This is a genomic window from Exiguobacterium sp. SH1S21, assembly GCF_004337175.1.
Lineage (GTDB): Bacteria > Bacillota > Bacilli > Exiguobacteriales > Exiguobacteriaceae > Exiguobacterium > Exiguobacterium aurantiacum_A.
Genome location: NZ_SJUY01000007.1, coordinates 145,772 through 162,397 on the forward strand (window position 1 = coordinate 145,772; position 16,626 = coordinate 162,397).

The following is a 16,626-nucleotide window of genomic DNA, read 5'->3' on the forward strand; positions in this document are numbered from 1 at the left end:
TCGTGGCTTCTCAGTGCCATGAATCACCACAGTAATCCTTAAAAGTATATTAAAACGCCGCCTCGTTTCCGAGACGGCGTTTTCCAATTATCCGTTCTTCATGCTGAACGAGTCAGCGAGCGTGAACGTGATGTCTTTCACGTCGAGACCGCCGAGTGTGAAGTAGAGTTGCAAGTAGTTGTGTTGGTTCAAGAAGAACAGTTGCTTCGTCTGCGTCACCCATTCCCCGCCCGTTCCGTTAAACGTGAACGTCGGACCCGGGATGTTGTTCGCAAATAGCGTCACCGGCATTTGAGCGAGCTCTCCTGCTTCTGAACGGGCCGTGATCGTCACGTCGTACGTGCCCGTCTCATCGACCGAGACGGCGAAGACGTGTGTGTTCCCCGTCGATGTGTCCGCGTCGATCAAGCTGACGCTCTCTCCGTTCGCAAGATGCTGATACGTCACATCGAAATCGATCGTTTGTCCTGCTTCTTCGTCGAGTCCGATCACTTCGACTGAACCGTCATGAAGCCCGAGCAGACGCTCCATCGCCGGAGACTGTAAGACGAAGCGGCAGATGTTCGCTGCACTCCGCAACAGCTCGCCCCGTGTCAACGTACCGGCAGCGAGTGCAGCTCCCGTATTGTCGTCGAACGAGTTCATATCCGGACGGTCGACGACCATGTACAAGTCGTTCTGCGACTGGACCATCGCCGCCGTGTTCTGGCGGTTGGCCGGCTCATCTTCATGGTGGTTCACTTTCGCCCACCAGTCGGTCATGACGATGCCTTCAAAGCCCCACTCGTCGCGAAGGACACGTGTGTTTTGATCGTACAGCCCGGCCGTCCAGACGCCGTTGACGGCACCGTACGTCGTCATGATCGACGTCGCCTTGCCTTCTTTGACGGCCATCTCGAACCCTTTCAAATAAATCTCACGTAACGCCCGTTCCGAGACGACCGAGTCGATGTCGTGGCGGTGCGCTTCTTGGTTGTTAGCGCTGAAGTGTTTGAGCGTGCCGGTCACGCCGACGCGGTGCATCCCGTTCAACTGGGCGATCGCCATCTTGCCCGTCACGTGCGGATCTTCCGAGAAGTACTCGAAGTTCCGTCCGTTGAGCGGATTACGATGGATGTTCATCCCTGGTCCGAGCAACGTGTCGACGCGGTTTTTCCGCATCTCGAGTCCCGTCATCTCGAACAGGTCTTCGATCAACGCCACGTTGAAGCTTGACGCCAACAGCGTCCCGTTCGGCAACGCGAACGCCTTCGTGCCGATGTCCATCCGGATACCAGACGGACCGTCCGCGCAACAAGCGGCCGGAATGTCGAGCTCGTTCAAACGGTCCGACACGCCGCCGAACGCGGCGGCCGTCCCTGGTGTCACGCGAGGCGAATTCATGCCTTGTCCGCGGACGATACAGGCGAGGTCCTCATCCGTCAACTGGTCGAGGAACGTCTCAAGCTCGGCTTTCCCGTGATAGACGTCCGTCAGCTTCAAGCCGTTGTCGCTTGTCTGATGGCGCTGCATCGGACGTTCGGCGAGATAACGTGCCTCGACGTCAACCTGGCGCAGCGGTGTTTCTTCATAGCTGACTTCATATCCTTGACCGCTTGCGACCGGCTTGATGCGGTCAAACGGTGTGACCGGCGCCATGTTCTCGCTGAGCGTCTCGACGACTTGTAGTTCGGCGAGCTCATAGTCGAAGACCGCGACAGCTGAACGGACGTCCGTCCCAGCGTGAATCCGGTACGTCCCTGCTTCTAAGACAAAGCTCGATGCGTGTCCGGTGACGCCACGATCGTCATAGCTCGCAAAGTCCGTGACCGGGACGGAGAATTCGAGCGTTTGCCGCTCTCCTGGTGCAAGCAGACCTGTCTTATCGAACGCGACGAGGGCGCGCGCCGGGTTACCGAGGACGCCTTGCGGCTTCTCGACATACAGTTGCACGACTTCTTTCCCGTCAACTGCCCCGGTGTTCGTCACCGCGACGTTGATCGTAATCAAACCGTTCTGTTCACTCGCTTCAACGACTTCCATGCTGAAACTTGTATACGATAACCCGAAACCGAATGGATAGAGGACCTCGTCTTTCGCGAACGTCTCGAAATAGCGATAGCCGACATAAATATCTTCTTGATAAATTCCTTTGTCGGCGTGACCGAAGTTTTTCGTCGACGGATAGTCGTCAATCGACCGGGCGATCGTGTCTGTCAACTTGCCAGACGGGCTGACTTTGCCTGTGAGTACATCGACGAGTCCCGTCCCGCCTTCTAATCCCCCTTGCCATGCGTAAAGAATCGCGCTCGGCTCATAGTCCGTCGCCCACTTCATATCGATGATGTTGCCGACGTTCAAGACGACGGCCGTCTTCGTAAACGCCTTCGACACTTTCTCGATCAACTCGTTCTCGATCTCGGTCAACAAGTAGCTACCCGGGTCGGCCGTGTTGTCACGGTCCTCACCCGCCGTACGCCCGATCATGATGAGCGCCATATCCGACTTGGCTGCCGCTTCCGCGACGAGCGCGTCCGTGACGGCCATCTCCGGCTGTGACCACGGTTCGCCGGCCCAGCCGACACCTTTGTCGAACGGGTTTTCTTCGACCCACGCCTCATACGTCTGAAGGAGCGACTCGTTCAGTTGGATGCCTTCACTCGCTTGGAGCGCCTCGAGCGGACTCGTCACGTGGGAGACGTTGACCATCCCGCCTGATCCGGTCCCGCTCTTATAGTAGTTGAATTGGCTGCGACCGAACACGGACACGGTCGTCCCCGCCTGGATCGGCAGCGTCTGTTCGTTCTTTAAGAGGACAGCCCCTTCGGCGACCGCCGTTCGCGCCAGTTGTTTATACGTATCCCAGTTCAATGTGTACTGTTTCATGTTGTCAGCTCCTTCATTTCGTTTGCGATTTCGTTTATACAGTCTTCAGCTTGTGGATAGTCCCCGATTTTATCGAGGAAGGCGTGGTCCATCCCTCGGTATTGGATCAGTCTCGTCTTCACGCCGTCGCGCGCGAGTTTCCGCGCATACGCCTCGCCTTCTAAGCGTAAATAATCGTACTCCGCCGTCACGATGAGCGCGGGCGGGAGATTCTTCAAGTCGTCCGCCAACAAGGGCGATACGAGCGGATGCGTCACGTCGTTCGCACCTTGTAAATAAATGGCGTTGAACATCGAATCCGCGTCGCTGAGCGCTAGCACTATCTCGCGAATCAAGTTGTGATGATATCGGATATCGTATTGTGCGATGTCCCATGCGTAATCATCTGTCGGGACCGAACCTAAATTGACGACCGGATAGATGAGTGCCTGGAAGCTGATCATGCTTGTCTGTTGGGCACGATCGAGTAAACAGCAGCCGGTCGCCAAATTTCCCCCGGCGCTGTCACCTGCGACCGCGATACTTTCGCGCGACACCCCGAGCGCATCGGCCTGGTCGTATACCCATTTGACCGCTTGAAAGCAATCATGCAAACCAGCCGGGAACGGATGCTCCGGCGCGAGCCGATAGTCGACCGAGACGACGACCGCGTTCGCTTTCTCAGCGAGCGCTTTGCACGGGTTCTCGACCGTATCGAGTGTCCCGCCAAAGAAACCGCCGCCGTGGAAGAACAGGACAGCCGGTAACGGCTCGTCTGACTCGGGCCGATAGAGCCGGGCCGGGATATCCCCTTCAAGGCTTGGAATCATGATCAATTCTGTCGTGATCGGACGTGTCGTCACGTCACGGTTCGGCCAGCCCATACTTGCGCGGACGGCCTCAAGATCAAACGGTGCGGGTGCCTCATCGCCCGTTACGTGTTGATTGGTGTTCGCCAACACGCGCGGGTCAAGGTCGCCTTGTTTGCGTGAATCCGGGATCGGTTTGATCGTCGTCTCGACGCCAGCGATCGTCTCTCGAATATGTACTGCACTTAACTCGTCAACTAACCGTTTGTATGAGTTACTATGAGTCGACATGAACTGAATGCTCCTTTCTCCTAAACAGCGCTTCATGAATGGCCGCTTTACACGTTGACTTAAATCTTACTTTTTCGGACACGGCTTCAAATTCGGTCGTGTCATCGGTGAAGTGTTGATGCAGCTGGCGTTAGACGGTAGAAGTCAGGTCGACTTCTCCCCATTCGCACTCGCTCGATTTCACGGATGAACGACGAACTGTTCCCTTTCGTGTATAATGAGACGTAAACTAAATTGCTAATGAAAATTTCTACAACAGAAGTTTCTTACACGAAAACGAGGTAAACATATGAATCAACCAAACTTTGCGGACTACCGCTTAAGTGAAGACATCCAACGCGCACTCGGTATCATGAAGTACGTGGCACCGACAGAAGTGCAACAGAAAGTCATCCCGCTCGCACTCGAGCACCAAGATCTAGTCGTCAAAGCACAGACCGGGAGCGGCAAAACGGCCGCATTCGGCATTCCTATCACTGAACTGATTGAGTGGGAAGAAAACAAACCACAAGTACTGATTCTCACACCGACACGCGAGCTCGCCGTCCAAGTCCGGGAAGATATGACGAACATCGGCCGCTTCAAACGGATCAAGGCGACTGCCGTTTACGGGAAAGAACCGTTCTCGAAACAACGTGAAGACTTGAAACAGAAGACGCATATCGTCGTCGGGACACCGGGACGTGTCATGGACCATATCGAACGTGAAACGCTCGTCTTGGACCAAATCAAGTACTTGATCATCGATGAGGCGGACGAGATGTTGAACCGCGGCTTCCTCGCTGACGTCGAAGCCATCATTCAAAAGCTACCGACTGATCGCGTCACGATGGTGTTCTCGGCCACGTTCCCGAACGACATCGAGCGTCTGTGTAAACAACACATGAACGAGCCGACCCGCATCTCGATCGAGTCTGCTGGCGTCACGGCCTCGACGATCGAGCACGGCTTGATCGAAGTCCGCAATGAAGACAAGTTGTCGGTGTTACAAGACATCACGGTCGTCGAAAATCCTGACAGCTGCCTCATCTTCTGCCGGACGAAAGAACATGTCGACACCGTATACAGCGAGCTCGACAAAGCCGGCTATTCTTGCGAACGGCTCCATGGCGGACTCGAGCAAGAAGACCGGTTCGCCGTCATGGAAGGGTTCAAGACGGGCAACTTCCGTTATCTCGTCGCGACAGATGTCGCGGCACGCGGCATCGATATCGATAACGTCAATCTTGTCATCAACTATGACGTGCCGATGGAAAAAGAGAGCTACGTGCACCGGACCGGACGGACAGGCCGTGCCGGTAACAAAGGGAAAGCCCTCACGCTCGCGACTCCTTATGAAGGTAAATTCGTCCGCGCCATCGAAGCGTTCATCAAGTTCGAGATCCCGACGATGGACGCCCCGACCGAAGCACAAGTCGCTCGCGGCAAAGCGGCGTTCGAAGAGAAGTTGAGCGGTCGCCGTGTCGTCCGCAACAACAAGACGGCCCGCATCAACCAAGACATCCTGAAGCTTCACTTCAGCGGCGGGAAGAAGAAAAAACTTCGTGCCATCGACTTCGTCGGCACGATCGCCAAAATCCCAGGTGTGACCGTCGAAGACATCGGCATCATCACGATCACCGATCAGATGACGTACGTCGACATCTTGAACGGGAAAGGCTCACTCGTCCTTCAGGCGATGGAGTCGACACCGATCAAAGGTAAAAAGCTAAAAGTGAGTAAAGCCCATAAATAACCAATCCAGGTCTCGGAGAGTTTGATCTCTCCGAGCCTTTTTTATGTTTTGACCACGTTATCGAAAGCGCTTTCGAAAAACAGTAAAAAAATAGCGGTTTCGAGAGAACGCTTTCAACAGAATCATACCGATAACACGTCTTGAATTCAACCTTCCTCACCTAATTGTCAAAAAAAGGCTCAGGCAATGTCGCCTGAACCTTCATCTCTCACTCTAAAAATTTCAATTCCGCATTGTTTCGTGCACGATATCCGGTCACTTCTACCTTGCATACAGAGCACAGCCAGCGTACGAATCACCGTTCACCATTTCCCGTGAAATACATAACATCGTAAAGAGAACAATCGCTGCGAGCACATGCTCAATCAGCTCTGTCGGGTGCAACGGATTTCGTCCAGCCGAGATGAATTAGTCGAACAGTTCTTCCGAGATCAACTTGAATCCTTCGATTTCCGTGTCCTCTTCTAATTCGATTAACAGACATCGTTTGCCTTTCACGTTCACTTGCTTCACGTATTTCAAATCTTGCGGGCTGATCGTGATATTCGCGACTTTCGTGTTGATTTTAATCGACTTCGACGTATACTTCGGGACGACGCTGCTCGCCTTCATCTCGTATTTCGTGTCATCGACGACTTGTTTGAACGCCTGCTCGACTTTCTCCGTCGTCACGTCCTCGACGCCACTCGCTTTCAAGACGACCTCGACCGCTCGTGCGTCAAGCATCGGGACCGTCTCGTCCTCGTCCTCACGCTCTTCTTCCGCGACGATCAAATAATTGATCTCTTCATAGACGGTGGCGAGCGTCGCCAAGTTGACTTCCTCCCCGATAACGGCTTTGACGACTTCTTCGAACATCGCTTTCTCTTCGACCGCCGTCACGATCTCGGTGCCATTCAACACGTTCTCGATAAAACCGAAGTCCGGTTGGTGCGCCTTCTGGGCCGCATACAAGACATGGTTGACGTCGGCCGCGTTGTCCGTGAAACACGGGAACAAGAAACCGCCGACGGGTGCGTCGAGTTTGATGATGGGATTAATGAAGACGTTCGATTTGTACTCACGTTCGATAAAGTCGAACACGAGCGACTGTTTCGGCAGTTCGGTCTGGTTGATGCTGCCGAGGATGAACCGCGACGTGTAAACCTCGTCGCGCATATCGATTTCCGTCTCTTCAGAATGACGCCGCGTCGGTTTATTGTATTGGAAGCGAATGAACGTGACGACGACATCTTTTTCGAACGGAGCGTCTTGAACCATCTTCAACGCGACTTTCTGCATCGAAGCGGCCCAGTCCTCTGTGTCATCCGTTTGCAATCCTTTGTACAATAGCGTCTGCGTATGGTCGGTCTGACCCGCTTCCGGGTGCTCGAACTTCACTTCAAACAGCTTCTCGTCGAGCTTACCGCCGAGTACTTTCTTAAAACTCGTCAAAAATAGCTCCTGATGCTCTTGCTCCAAAAACGGGAACGACCGCATCTCTTCGTGGAAGATCTCGTTGCTGTCTTGCCGGATGTAAATATTATAAATTTCAGCGATTTTGACCGCTTCCGCATTCAACTTGAAATGCTTGCGGATTGCCGCGATGTCTTTTTGATTCATCTTTCCCAACTCCTTCGTTCTTGACTACAAATCGACTTCATTATACCAATAGTTGTTGCTCACGCGTATGTCAGTAGTTCTAAAGCCGGGACGTCTGATGTCATGTCTCATGTCCCTGACCTCAACTTTTCTAATCTTTTGATTCATTTTTGTAAATTTCAATCTTTCTGCCGACTTTGCCGTGTATATTCGATGTGCATCCGGAAAATGAGGGTGCGAGTCGTACAGTCGTCATACATAATAGGAGGCACAAACATGTTGAAAAAATGCATCAGTTCTTTGTTCGCCATCGTCTTAGTCGTCACGACGCTTCACTTAACCACTCCGACCGCCTCGGCGCTCCCGCCGGGTATCCCGTCGAAGTCGAGCGCTCTCACGAAGTTGAACGCGTTGACGGTCAAGACTGAAGGTGCGATGACCGGCTATAGCCGCGACTTATTTCCCCATTGGAGCGGTCAAGGCAATGGTTGTGACACCCGTCAAATCGTCTTGAAACGCGACGCGGACTCATACGTCGGCGACTGCCCGGTCACGTCAGGGTCATGGTACAGTTACTACGATGGGCTCACATTCACGTCGCCATCTAGCCTCGACGTCGACCACGTCGTACCTTTGGCTGAAGCATGGCGTTCAGGCGCAAACAGCTGGACGACGACGAAACGCCAAAGTTTCGCCAACGATTTAACTGGCCCGCAACTGATTGCCGTCTCAGCTAGCTCGAACCGCTCAAAAGGTGACCAAGATCCATCAACATGGCAACCGACACGGACCGGGGCTCGTTGTGCTTACGCGAAGATGTGGGTCGAGACGAAGAGCCGTTGGGGACTAAGCCTCCAGTCATCGGAGAAAGCGGCCCTGCAAACGGCCATCAATACATGCATCTATTGATTTAGAAAGGAGTTCGCTATGAGTCAGCTATCTTCTATCTTTAAAGCCTCCCATGGCGTCACGACCGAGGAAGTCGGCGTCATCAGTGGAGAACTTGAATTACGAACGTCGTGCCAGGAAGACGGGACGCTCGAACTCGCCATCACGTACGTCGGGGCGGCCGAATGGTATACATTGCCCGGGAAAGACTACAAGCTGCATGACATGCGTGACCACGAGGTCGTGCATCGCTTGCTCGTCAACGTTCTCGAGCGTGAGTGAGAAAACTCAGAGGTGAATCTGTTCGAATGAAAGAAGGGACAAACTATCGAAAAACGATGGTCGGTCCCCTTTTCATATATTTTATTGATGCTGTTTCTCGTTGACTGCTCGAATCAGCATCAACACTTGCTCATACTCTTTACGAAGTGACGGTGCCATCTTTTCAATATCATCACCTGCACGCGCACGAATCGATTCTTCTGTCATAATCGCCTCGATATAAGCATCGTATTCTTCCGCTGTTAATCGCTCTCTTGTCGATGCCTGTTTGTTGAGCGTATCGAAATAGGGTTGTAATTCAGCAAGCGCTTGTTTAACGTCTGCACGTGTCTCAACGGGAATCGCATCATAGTCCACATTCCCGCTCGCATCTCCATACGTCATCCGAACGTTCGTGAAAATGCGTAACTCTGTTTTGAACGCATCATATTCTGACGCGTCTAACGTTCCTTTCGCTTGTTTCAACTTGGCATCAAGTAATAAATACTTCTCCATCGTCGCGCTGACAATATGTACTTTCAGCTCATCGAATGAACCGTATAAATCATCGGCCAAGAGTGATTGATAAGCGAACGCACCCGTCGGCACAATTAGTGCAACCGCGAGACTCGCTACCATCAAACGCTTTCGAAAGAAGCTAGGCGTCTTTCGCATCTCCAGTTTCGCTCGTTCCACGCCCTTTTGACTTCGTTCCCGTAACTCACTCGGAATTTCAATTGCCTCTAGGATGCGTTTCATTTCATGATCCATAGTAGTCAGCCTCCTTCAACTCGTTTCGAAGTTTTTCGACCGCTCGATACAATGTTGATTTCACAGTCCCGATTGGCAGTTCAAGTAAATCCGAAATTTGTTGGAACGTATAATCTTGATAATATTTTAGGACGATTATACTGCGCTCTTCTTCGCACAGCGTTTCCATCATATCGGCAAGCGTGAGCGTCAATGCAATATCTTGCTCTTCTTTTCCAACAATTTCGTCAAACTCGGGTTTTAATTGAATGACCTTCTGTCTTTGTTTCATCAGATTGAGCGCACAGTTGATCGTGATTTTGACGAGCCACGTCTTCACGTAGTCGGGTTCTCGTAGTGTCCCAATCTTTTTGAATGCTTGATAGGCCACTTCTTGCACCACATCTAGTGCGTCATCCGGATTTTTGACATACACGTAAGCCATGCGATACAGATCTGACTCATAATGATGAAATACCTTTAGAAATGCTTGGTCGTTTCCACGTTGCGCTTTTTGAATGAGACGTTTCATCAGCCGTCCCCCCTTTTCATTTTGTCCATACACTCATTAGACAAAAGTTTGATGGATTTAGCTTCGTCATTCTAGATTTATTTGAAAAAATCCCTAAAAAAAGACACCTCGTTTGAGATGCCCAATTCATCCTCATGATGTTTGATATTTTTGCAGCAGCGCTTGCGGGATATGGCAGTAATCGTCCGGACATCGTTCTAACCGGTCTTGATGCTCGTCCGCACTCCGCACGTAGTTCGTAAGCGGCAGCACCTCGAGCGCGATCCGATTGACATCGTTCCGTCTGTGAATAAACGCACGGGCCGCATCCACATGCCGAAGGTCCTCGCTATAGACACCGGTTCGATACTTCTCCCCGACGTCCTCGCCTTGACGATTGACGCTATACGGGTCGATGATTTCAAACAAATAGCTCATCAACTCATCTATCGTGACGACTTCTGGGTCAAACGTCGTTTTGACGCATTCCGCGTAGCCGTCATAGTTTCCGTCAAGTGTATCCGTCGTCCCGTTCGCACGTCCAGCTTCTGTTTCGACGACGCCCGGTAACGTCTTGATGAACGCTTGGACGCCCCAGAGACAACCTCCCGCTAAATATACAGTTTGCATTCAATGACCTCCTTAAAATTTTAGTCAATCAATCCCACAATTCGTCATAAATACACTACGATATATGTAAATCTATGATCGGTGCACAGATATGGGGGGCCTCCTTTGAAAAAACTCATGCTGACCACATTTTGTACCATCATGCTCGTATCAGGCACCTATCAGACGGCGACAGGGGAATCATTCGTCTCAATGAGCCAGTCCATTTCCGTTGATCGCAAGGAGATCGAACGCTAGTTGACGACCGAGGTGATGGAGCCGAACTTCGGTGGCGATGTGTGGACCACGTTCAAAATTCTCGACACGAATACACCGAAGAACGAGGTTTATGTTTGGGCGCTCATTCAAGAGTATGTGCAAGAAGGTAACCGCTTCGATCAGGGATCCGGCATGTCGGTCCCCCTTGTATTATACCTCGATGACAAAGACGAATCATTCACAATCCAAGGTCATCGGTTGCCTCGTGACGGTTCGTACTATCCGACCGACTTATGGACCCTGTTCCTGGTCCACGTTCAAGTTTCGATTTCTCCATATCCAGATGGCCTTGTCAAAAAGCTACATGCACAAATGGAACAAAAACTTTCGCAAAGCCAGCAAGCGAAACAATGAAAGGATCCTGAACTTGAAGAACATGAAACTCGCAGTCCTCATCTCAGCAGCATTGCACATCCTTTACTTCGTCGGTACGTTCGGCGTCGGTTTCATCCGGACAGTCACCTATGAGCCCGATATAATCGCTCAAGCAGATTCGGTCGTCGTGTTGCAAAACGAGGTCGTCATTGGAACGACCGGGTCGCCGCTCATCTACGTGCTCACGTGGATTGGCCTCACGATCGTCCTGGCACTCGGACTGCTCGCGGCTCAACGCATGCGACGAACCCGTTGAATATTAATGACTCCGCAAAAGCCAGCTCCATAATGTATTTACAAGTCAAACATGGATGGTCTTCTTGAAGATTTTGAGGACAACACACATGCGTTGATGCGTGAGAGCGATGTATAATATGAAGCCAAACAAAAAGGAAATCTACACGACGATGTAGATTTCCTTTTTAGACTGCTTATAGATAACCGAGTCGTTTCAAATCCTCGTAGACGAGAGACGATAGGAGCGTTCTCCCTTTCCCGTTCAAGTGGTCTGGATTATGGAAGTAGGCTCTATTGTCTATGAACCGCTCGTCCTCCATATAATCCAGGAACGGGACATCTAAATCGAGTGCTTCCAGATGTTGATTGACAAGTCGATCCATCGCTGTCTCATTAAAGTAGGCCAGATATGATTCATGGATCGGTTCCATTGCTAAGACGACCCGATAACCTTTCGTCTGACAATACTCGACGATGTCTTTCAATCGTTCCATATTCTGCTCGATATCATGATGCTCCACAGCCTGTTTATACTGAGCTTCGACCATCTCGTATTTCCGTTCCGAATAGTTCTGGCCGTTATTTACCCACGGTTTGTGAGACTCCCATCTAAAATCACGAATCTCTCGCGACAGCGCCGTATAGACGCTCCCGCTGTTCAACGCCGGGATCGATGTGTACGTGTAGTAATCAAACGTACTGACCGGTTCGATATCTTCCCGGTCCAACACGTGATAATAGTTTTCTTTCCGGCTGATCTCCGCATTGCTGAACGTGATTTGCGAGAGCGAGACGATGACAACCCCACCCGGACGAAGATGTTCGTCGTGCTGCTTCAACATCTTCAAGTCGTACTCAATCGTTTGGCTTGGCAACGCCAAGTCGAGATGCGACAAGCCGAGCGGCTTGAACGCATAGCCGAACATCGCGTGCGACGTCCCCAAGTTGATGATATCTAAAGGGGTCGGGTCTTCTTGAAACGCCAATACGCCGCGGTTGTTATTGTATGCCCACGACTCTTTGACAAAGTTGTTGAGCGGAATCAACAATAGGGCAACGATTCCGATGATCACCGCAATTTTCATCCATATACTTCTCATAGCCATTCCTTTCATTTAGAAACCACCATAAATGAACCCTTCACTCGAAACACCGAACACAATCACCGAGACGATTACGAACAGTTGAATTACCACGTTCGTAAAGGCCGAACGCCCGGCCAACCAGTCCCATGCCGAACCCTTCGTCCGTTCGATGTACTGAAACACGTGGACGGTCGTAAAGAAGAAGAGAAACACGAGTAAATCGAGCAACGAGAACAGTTCAAGGGCGTTCATCAGTTCCAGCGGCGCCCATGACGACGGCGTCACATACAGCCGGGCATGGTGAAACGCTTGCGCGACCGAGTCGGATACGAAAAAAACGCGCGAGAAACAAACTAACTGGAACGTGACCGCGATCTTCAACCATTTATGAAGCTCAGGCGTCCGGTCGAGTCGAATGAAGGATGCCATCTGTTCCCGCTGATGTTTCGTCGCATCTCCGAACACGCGGTACAGACCATGAATCAGCCCCCATAAGACGAAACTCCAAGCTGCCCCATGCCAGATGCCGCTCACCAAGAACGTGATGATGATGGCGACATAAATCTGATAGCGCTTCTTTTTCCCTTTGCATAACGGGATGAAGATATAATCGCGGAGCCATGTCGAGAGCGAGATGTGCCATCTGTTCCAAAAGTCGGCGATCGATACCGCGAAGTGAGGCTGTCGAAAGTTCTCCGTCAACTTGATGCCGAATAACCGAGCGCTGCCGATGGCGATGTCGCTGCAGGCTGAAAAATCGGCGTACAATTGAATCGAAAACAACATCGTGCCGAGCACAATCTCTGAACCGGTCGGGTCTGGCTGACTGAACACACTTGCGACCATCGGCGCCAATCGGTCGGCGATGAGCGTCTTTTTAAAGAAGCCCCAAGCGATCCGCTTCATCCCGTAACTGACATGTTCATAATCGAACCGTTGCTCCGCCTTAAATTGAGGGAGTAATTTCTTGGCCCGCTCAATCGGCCCCGCCACTAACTGCGGGAAGAAAGCGAAGTAAATTGAGAAATAGCCGTAATGGCGCTCGGCCTTCAGTTTCCCGCGATACAAATCGACGAGATAACTGATCGCTTGGAATGTATAAAACGAAATCGCGAGCGGCAAGACGACGTCTCGATACGGGATCTCATAGTTCCAACCTAGCGATATGGCCATCGTGCGCAACGATTCGTTCACGAAGTTAAAGTATTTGAACCAACCGAGGAACAGGACCAACATCGTAACGCCCATAAGCATGAGGCGTTTCTTCTGCCGTTTCTCGTCCTGGCGTTCAATCAGGAGTCCTGTGACATACGTAAAGGCGGTGCTCACAAGCAACAGTGGGATGAACTGGATACTGAGCGTGGCGTAAAACAAGTAGCTTGCCGCCAGCAACAGGACCCATCTAAACCGATGCGGTACCATATAATACATCGCCATCAAGATGGCGAGAAAGAGTAAAAACTCGATTGAAATAAACGTCATAGCTTCACCTGATTATTCTAAACTTGTGTTGCGTTCAACAAAGGATTCTCTTGCACCAGCTTGTTGGTTCAGGTGGTGATGAGTTCTCGTTTCGGTAATGCAGAATAGAGCACTTTCCCGGATGCGTTCCGTGGAATCGCATCGATTCGTAAAATCGTGACCCCTCTTGTATGCATCATGTCCTTGATGACTTGTTTGACGGCGGCACGGTCGTCGTGCAACGTGTACACGTATAGCTCGTCATCCGTTCCTGTACACACACACTCATGTCCGTGTGCTCGTAACAGGTCCTCCACTTCATCGAGGCTGATTCGGTTTCCATGCATCTTAATCATGCGCTTGATGCGGCCGACGATGAAGAAATAGCCGTCTTCATCCATATACGCCAAATCTCCCGTCTGCAGGGCGCCCCCGTTCTCATCTCCGTTCGCGAGATCAGACAATGCGGTAGCATACCCTAACGAAACGTTGTCTCCTTTGTAAATCAATTCGCCGACGACGTCGGGTGAGGTGATCACTTCACCCGTTTCCTTGCGTAACGTCAATTCGCCACCTTGGATGGCAACGCCGATGCTGCCAGCCTTCTCACGATTCCGGTCCGGCGGTAGATACGACATGCGCGCCGTCGCTTCCGTTTGACCGTACATCATGAAAAATTGGATGCCTTTTCGTTCGCATATATCGGTAAAGGCACTTGCGAGAGACGGATTCAACTTCCCTCCGGCTTGCGTCAGTTTCGTCAAACTCGGCAGCTCCATCGTTTCGAATTTAAGCCGGTGTAACATCTCATAGACGAACGGGACGCCGCCGAACGTCGTGACGTGCTGGTCGCGGCACAACTGCCAAAATTCCTTCTGCATGATGGATGCATCCGTTACTACGACGGTCGCGCCAGACACAAGGTGGCTGTTAAGAATCGAGAGACCATACGAATAGTTCATCGGGAGCGTCGTGATGGGACGATCGTCTTCATTGATATCAAGATACGACACGATGGATGCCGCATTGCGGAAGACGTTATCGTAACTGAGTCGCACGAGCTTCGGACTGCCCATGCTACCGGACGTCGTCAACAAGAGCCAGAGCTCGTCATGAAGTTTGTGCTCAATCACGTGGGGACACTCGAATAGCGCATAGTCTCCGTATGCGTAAACCGTATCCATCTCCTGCGCTAATAAATCGTGATCCCGATTCGCCCAGATGTGCGTCGGTCGGTAGCGATCCATTAAGTTCTGCAGCTGTTCCGATTGAATCGCTGCATCTAACAGGAGCGGCACGATGTGTCCGCGGAGAAATCCGACATAGCCGAAAATTGACTCTTTATTATTGGCACATAAACAAAAGACAAGCGTTCGATCACCGACCTCATCCGCAATCGCGTCGGCCGCCTCAATCATTTCAGTATACGAATACGCTCGATCCGTATAAATGGCGGTTCGTTCTCCATACTGATCAATCGTGTCGAAGCGTTTCATTAACTGAAGTCCACGCCCAATCGTTTCAATAGGTCGATGCCAGATTGATACGTGTTGAACTCCGTGATTACATCGGCATCGAGATCGACGTCAAAGGCGTCCTCGAGCTCCGCGATCAATGTCATGTGGCCGATCGAATCCCACTCTTTTGTGTCACCAAGCTTCATTTCTTCGAGTGACGCGTCTGGCTCGACATCAAGTCCGTCGATGAATGCCGTTTTATATAATTCGATGTTTTTCATTGGATGAATTCTCCCCATTTTCTATAATTGATAATGATAATCATTTGCCATGTGATTCTATCATATTGCCTTTTGGACGGCAATAAGACTTCGGAGCATTGATGTTATTCATTGAAAAAACCGGTACCTAAATTTGGTTTCCGGTCTTCAATGTAAGACTTTTAGATTAGAGTGGATTGCAATCAGCGTCGCTTTTTTTAATCTCCTTGAATCACTTCAGCTAGTCTTATGACTTGAAGTTCTGTTTTCACTTCATTGATGGATGAAATCGTCTTTTTCGAACGCTCGGCCATTTCATCAGGAAGATCTTTAAGGCGTTCTCTTGAATCCGCAAGTTCTTTTTCAATTCGATTAAATTCATCTTGATCAATTTTCTTTTCGTTTTTTTCTTCTTTCCAGAATTGAAGTGTCTCGAAGGCTTTCCCGCTCGCATTTTTGACCTTTTGGTAAATAGAGATGGTATTGTTCGTCGCCATTACGACACCAGCAGATGATTCTAGTACTTCCCTCGCTTCAATCGTTGCCGTTCGAACGTCCTCAATTTGATATACAAGTTCCGTATCCAATTCGTGCTCCATTTCTAATAGTAATGCCGGATCATTCTCAGTTTGATATTTCTCATACAATTCACTAATCTGTTTGCGCGTCTCACCCATCTCTTGTTTGACACTCGACAAGTGCTCTAACCGGAATAGAAAGGCGTCTACTTCATTCAACGTGCTGTTGGCAGAACTTAAAGAGGAACTCATTTTACCTAACACCGGACTACTCACCACACTGTTGACTCCTGAGATTACAAGCGTCGCTGAATTGATATGTTCTAATACGTTACGGACAGGGACCATATTTTGCTCTAACCAATCTACTTGTTGGACAAGCTGAGCTAAGTCTTTATCGTATTCCTTTAAATCATGAATAATTTTTGGGACTTCTCTTTCAATAGTTGTGACAGACTCTTCTTGCATATCGTCGACGCGTGATTGCATCTCCGCTTGAGCGATAGATCCGTCCGCATTCCTATTCATATTGAATTGACTGACAAAGTACCCGACTGTGCCGGATACAACTACAGATGATGCGATTGTAATTGGGATCAAATAGGTTTGAAAAAATGATGTTCGTCTGCCAGTTAGCTCTCTTTTCGATTCCATTATGAAAAGCTCCTCTACTAA

Annotated in this window: 16 protein-coding genes; 5 read left to right on the forward strand and 11 right to left on the reverse strand. The window is 50.5% G+C overall.

Annotated elements, in window-relative coordinates:
• Positions 1–87: 87 nt before the first annotated feature.
• Positions 88–2,865, reverse strand: coding sequence for a glycoside hydrolase family 3 C-terminal domain-containing protein (locus EVJ24_RS10890; protein WP_131441331.1), 2,778 nt, complete (start codon positions 2,863–2,865; stop codon positions 88–90).
• Complete coding sequence (locus EVJ24_RS10895; protein ID WP_201740373.1) at positions 2,862–3,944, reverse strand: alpha/beta hydrolase; 1,083 nt, start codon at positions 3,942–3,944, stop codon at positions 2,862–2,864. Before EVJ24_RS10895 ends, EVJ24_RS10890 begins: the two co-directional genes overlap by 4 nt.
• A gap of 289 nt (positions 3,945–4,233) precedes the next feature.
• Here EVJ24_RS10895 and EVJ24_RS10900 point away from each other — a divergent pair, with 289 nt between their 5' ends.
• Positions 4,234–5,679, forward strand: coding sequence for a DEAD/DEAH box helicase (locus EVJ24_RS10900; RefSeq protein WP_131441332.1), 1,446 nt, complete (start codon positions 4,234–4,236; stop codon positions 5,677–5,679).
• 408 nt (positions 5,680–6,087) lie between these two features.
• Here the strand turns inward: EVJ24_RS10900 and EVJ24_RS10905 are convergent, their stop codons facing one another.
• On the reverse strand, positions 6,088–7,281 hold the full coding sequence (locus tag EVJ24_RS10905; RefSeq protein WP_131441333.1) for a DUF4317 domain-containing protein: 1,194 nt from the start codon (positions 7,279–7,281) through the stop codon (positions 6,088–6,090).
• A gap of 255 nt (positions 7,282–7,536) precedes the next feature.
• Between EVJ24_RS10905 and EVJ24_RS10910 the strand changes: the two genes are divergently transcribed.
• Positions 7,537–8,169, forward strand: coding sequence for an HNH endonuclease family protein (locus tag EVJ24_RS10910; RefSeq protein ID WP_131441334.1), 633 nt, complete (start codon positions 7,537–7,539; stop codon positions 8,167–8,169).
• 18 nt (positions 8,170–8,187) lie between these two features.
• A complete protein-coding gene (locus EVJ24_RS10915; protein WP_131441335.1) occupies positions 8,188–8,430 on the forward strand; it encodes a hypothetical protein in 243 nt (80 codons plus the stop codon).
• Positions 8,431–8,511: 81 nt separating this feature from the next.
• Here the strand turns inward: EVJ24_RS10915 and EVJ24_RS10920 are convergent, their stop codons facing one another.
• From EVJ24_RS10920 to EVJ24_RS10930, 3 genes are all read right to left on the reverse strand, one after another.
• Positions 8,512–9,180: a DUF3600 domain-containing protein gene (locus EVJ24_RS10920; RefSeq protein ID WP_131441336.1), complete on the reverse strand. Its 669-nt coding sequence runs from the start codon at positions 9,178–9,180 to the stop codon at positions 8,512–8,514.
• Entirely contained in the window at positions 9,170–9,691 is a 522-nt protein-coding gene (locus tag EVJ24_RS10925) for a sigma-70 family RNA polymerase sigma factor (protein ID WP_131441337.1), read from the reverse strand. Before EVJ24_RS10925 ends, EVJ24_RS10920 begins: the two co-directional genes overlap by 11 nt.
• 132 nt (positions 9,692–9,823) lie before the next feature.
• Positions 9,824–10,300, reverse strand: coding sequence for a peptide-methionine (S)-S-oxide reductase (locus tag EVJ24_RS10930; protein WP_131441338.1), 477 nt, complete (start codon positions 10,298–10,300; stop codon positions 9,824–9,826).
• 237 nt (positions 10,301–10,537) lie between these two features.
• Between EVJ24_RS10930 and EVJ24_RS10935 the strand changes: the two genes are divergently transcribed.
• Positions 10,538–10,912 carry a hypothetical protein gene (locus EVJ24_RS10935; protein WP_131441339.1) on the forward strand — a complete coding sequence of 125 codons (375 nt, stop codon included), beginning with the start codon at positions 10,538–10,540 and terminating at the stop codon, positions 10,910–10,912.
• 22 nt (positions 10,913–10,934) lie between these two features.
• A complete protein-coding gene (locus tag EVJ24_RS10940; protein WP_131441340.1) occupies positions 10,935–11,189 on the forward strand; it encodes a hypothetical protein in 255 nt (84 codons plus the stop codon).
• Between the two features lie 175 nt (positions 11,190–11,364).
• Here EVJ24_RS10940 and EVJ24_RS10945 read toward each other — a convergent pair whose 3' ends face one another.
• The 5 genes from EVJ24_RS10945 to EVJ24_RS10965 form a co-directional block, all read right to left on the reverse strand.
• Positions 11,365–12,255 carry a hypothetical protein gene (locus tag EVJ24_RS10945; protein ID WP_236637639.1) on the reverse strand — a complete coding sequence of 297 codons (891 nt, stop codon included), beginning with the start codon at positions 12,253–12,255 and terminating at the stop codon, positions 11,365–11,367.
• 30 nt (positions 12,256–12,285) lie between these two features.
• The gene (locus EVJ24_RS10950; RefSeq protein ID WP_131441341.1) at positions 12,286–13,737 is read right to left on the reverse strand and encodes an MBOAT family O-acyltransferase; all 1,452 of its coding nucleotides are present in this window, start codon (positions 13,735–13,737) and stop codon (positions 12,286–12,288) included.
• A 68-nt stretch (positions 13,738–13,805) separates the two neighbouring features.
• Positions 13,806–15,212 carry an AMP-binding protein gene (locus EVJ24_RS10955; protein WP_131441342.1) on the reverse strand — a complete coding sequence of 469 codons (1,407 nt, stop codon included), beginning with the start codon at positions 15,210–15,212 and terminating at the stop codon, positions 13,806–13,808.
• A complete protein-coding gene (locus EVJ24_RS10960; RefSeq protein WP_131441343.1) occupies positions 15,212–15,454 on the reverse strand; it encodes an acyl carrier protein in 243 nt (80 codons plus the stop codon). Before EVJ24_RS10960 ends, EVJ24_RS10955 begins: the two co-directional genes overlap by 1 nt.
• A gap of 197 nt (positions 15,455–15,651) precedes the next feature.
• Positions 15,652–16,605: a hypothetical protein gene (locus EVJ24_RS10965; protein WP_131441344.1), complete on the reverse strand. Its 954-nt coding sequence runs from the start codon at positions 16,603–16,605 to the stop codon at positions 15,652–15,654.
• Positions 16,606–16,626: the final 21 nt, after the last annotated feature.

What these genes read in the sequence shown, in the direction of transcription:
- EVJ24_RS10910 (WP_131441334.1), top strand. Translation starts at nt 7,537, where the DNA reads ATGTTGAAAAAATGCATCAGTTCTTTGTTCGCCATCGTCTTAGTCGTC.
- EVJ24_RS10905 (WP_131441333.1), bottom strand. Translation starts at nt 7,281, where the DNA reads ATGAATCAAAAAGACATCGCGGCAATCCGCAAGCATTTCAAGTTGAAT.
- EVJ24_RS10890 (WP_131441331.1), bottom strand. Translation starts at nt 2,865, where the DNA reads ATGAAACAGTACACATTGAACTGGGATACGTATAAACAACTGGCGCGA.
- EVJ24_RS10920 (WP_131441336.1), bottom strand. Translation starts at nt 9,180, where the DNA reads ATGGATCATGAAATGAAACGCATCCTAGAGGCAATTGAAATTCCGAGT.
- EVJ24_RS10940 (WP_131441340.1), top strand. Translation starts at nt 10,935, where the DNA reads ATGAAACTCGCAGTCCTCATCTCAGCAGCATTGCACATCCTTTACTTC.
- EVJ24_RS10930 (WP_131441338.1), bottom strand. Translation starts at nt 10,300, where the DNA reads ATGCAAACTGTATATTTAGCGGGAGGTTGTCTCTGGGGCGTCCAAGCG.
- EVJ24_RS10925 (WP_131441337.1), bottom strand. Translation starts at nt 9,691, where the DNA reads ATGAAACGTCTCATTCAAAAAGCGCAACGTGGAAACGACCAAGCATTT.
- EVJ24_RS10945 (WP_236637639.1), bottom strand. Translation starts at nt 12,255, where the DNA reads ATGAAAATTGCGGTGATCATCGGAATCGTTGCCCTATTGTTGATTCCG.
- EVJ24_RS10960 (WP_131441343.1), bottom strand. Translation starts at nt 15,454, where the DNA reads ATGAAAAACATCGAATTATATAAAACGGCATTCATCGACGGACTTGAT.
- EVJ24_RS10915 (WP_131441335.1), top strand. Translation starts at nt 8,188, where the DNA reads ATGAGTCAGCTATCTTCTATCTTTAAAGCCTCCCATGGCGTCACGACC.
- EVJ24_RS10965 (WP_131441344.1), bottom strand. Translation starts at nt 16,605, where the DNA reads ATGGAATCGAAAAGAGAGCTAACTGGCAGACGAACATCATTTTTTCAA.
- EVJ24_RS10900 (WP_131441332.1), top strand. Translation starts at nt 4,234, where the DNA reads ATGAATCAACCAAACTTTGCGGACTACCGCTTAAGTGAAGACATCCAA.
- EVJ24_RS10955 (WP_131441342.1), bottom strand. Translation starts at nt 15,212, where the DNA reads ATGAAACGCTTCGACACGATTGATCAGTATGGAGAACGAACCGCCATT.
- EVJ24_RS10950 (WP_131441341.1), bottom strand. Translation starts at nt 13,737, where the DNA reads ATGACGTTTATTTCAATCGAGTTTTTACTCTTTCTCGCCATCTTGATG.
- EVJ24_RS10895 (WP_201740373.1), bottom strand. Translation starts at nt 3,944, where the DNA reads ATGTCGACTCATAGTAACTCATACAAACGGTTAGTTGACGAGTTAAGT.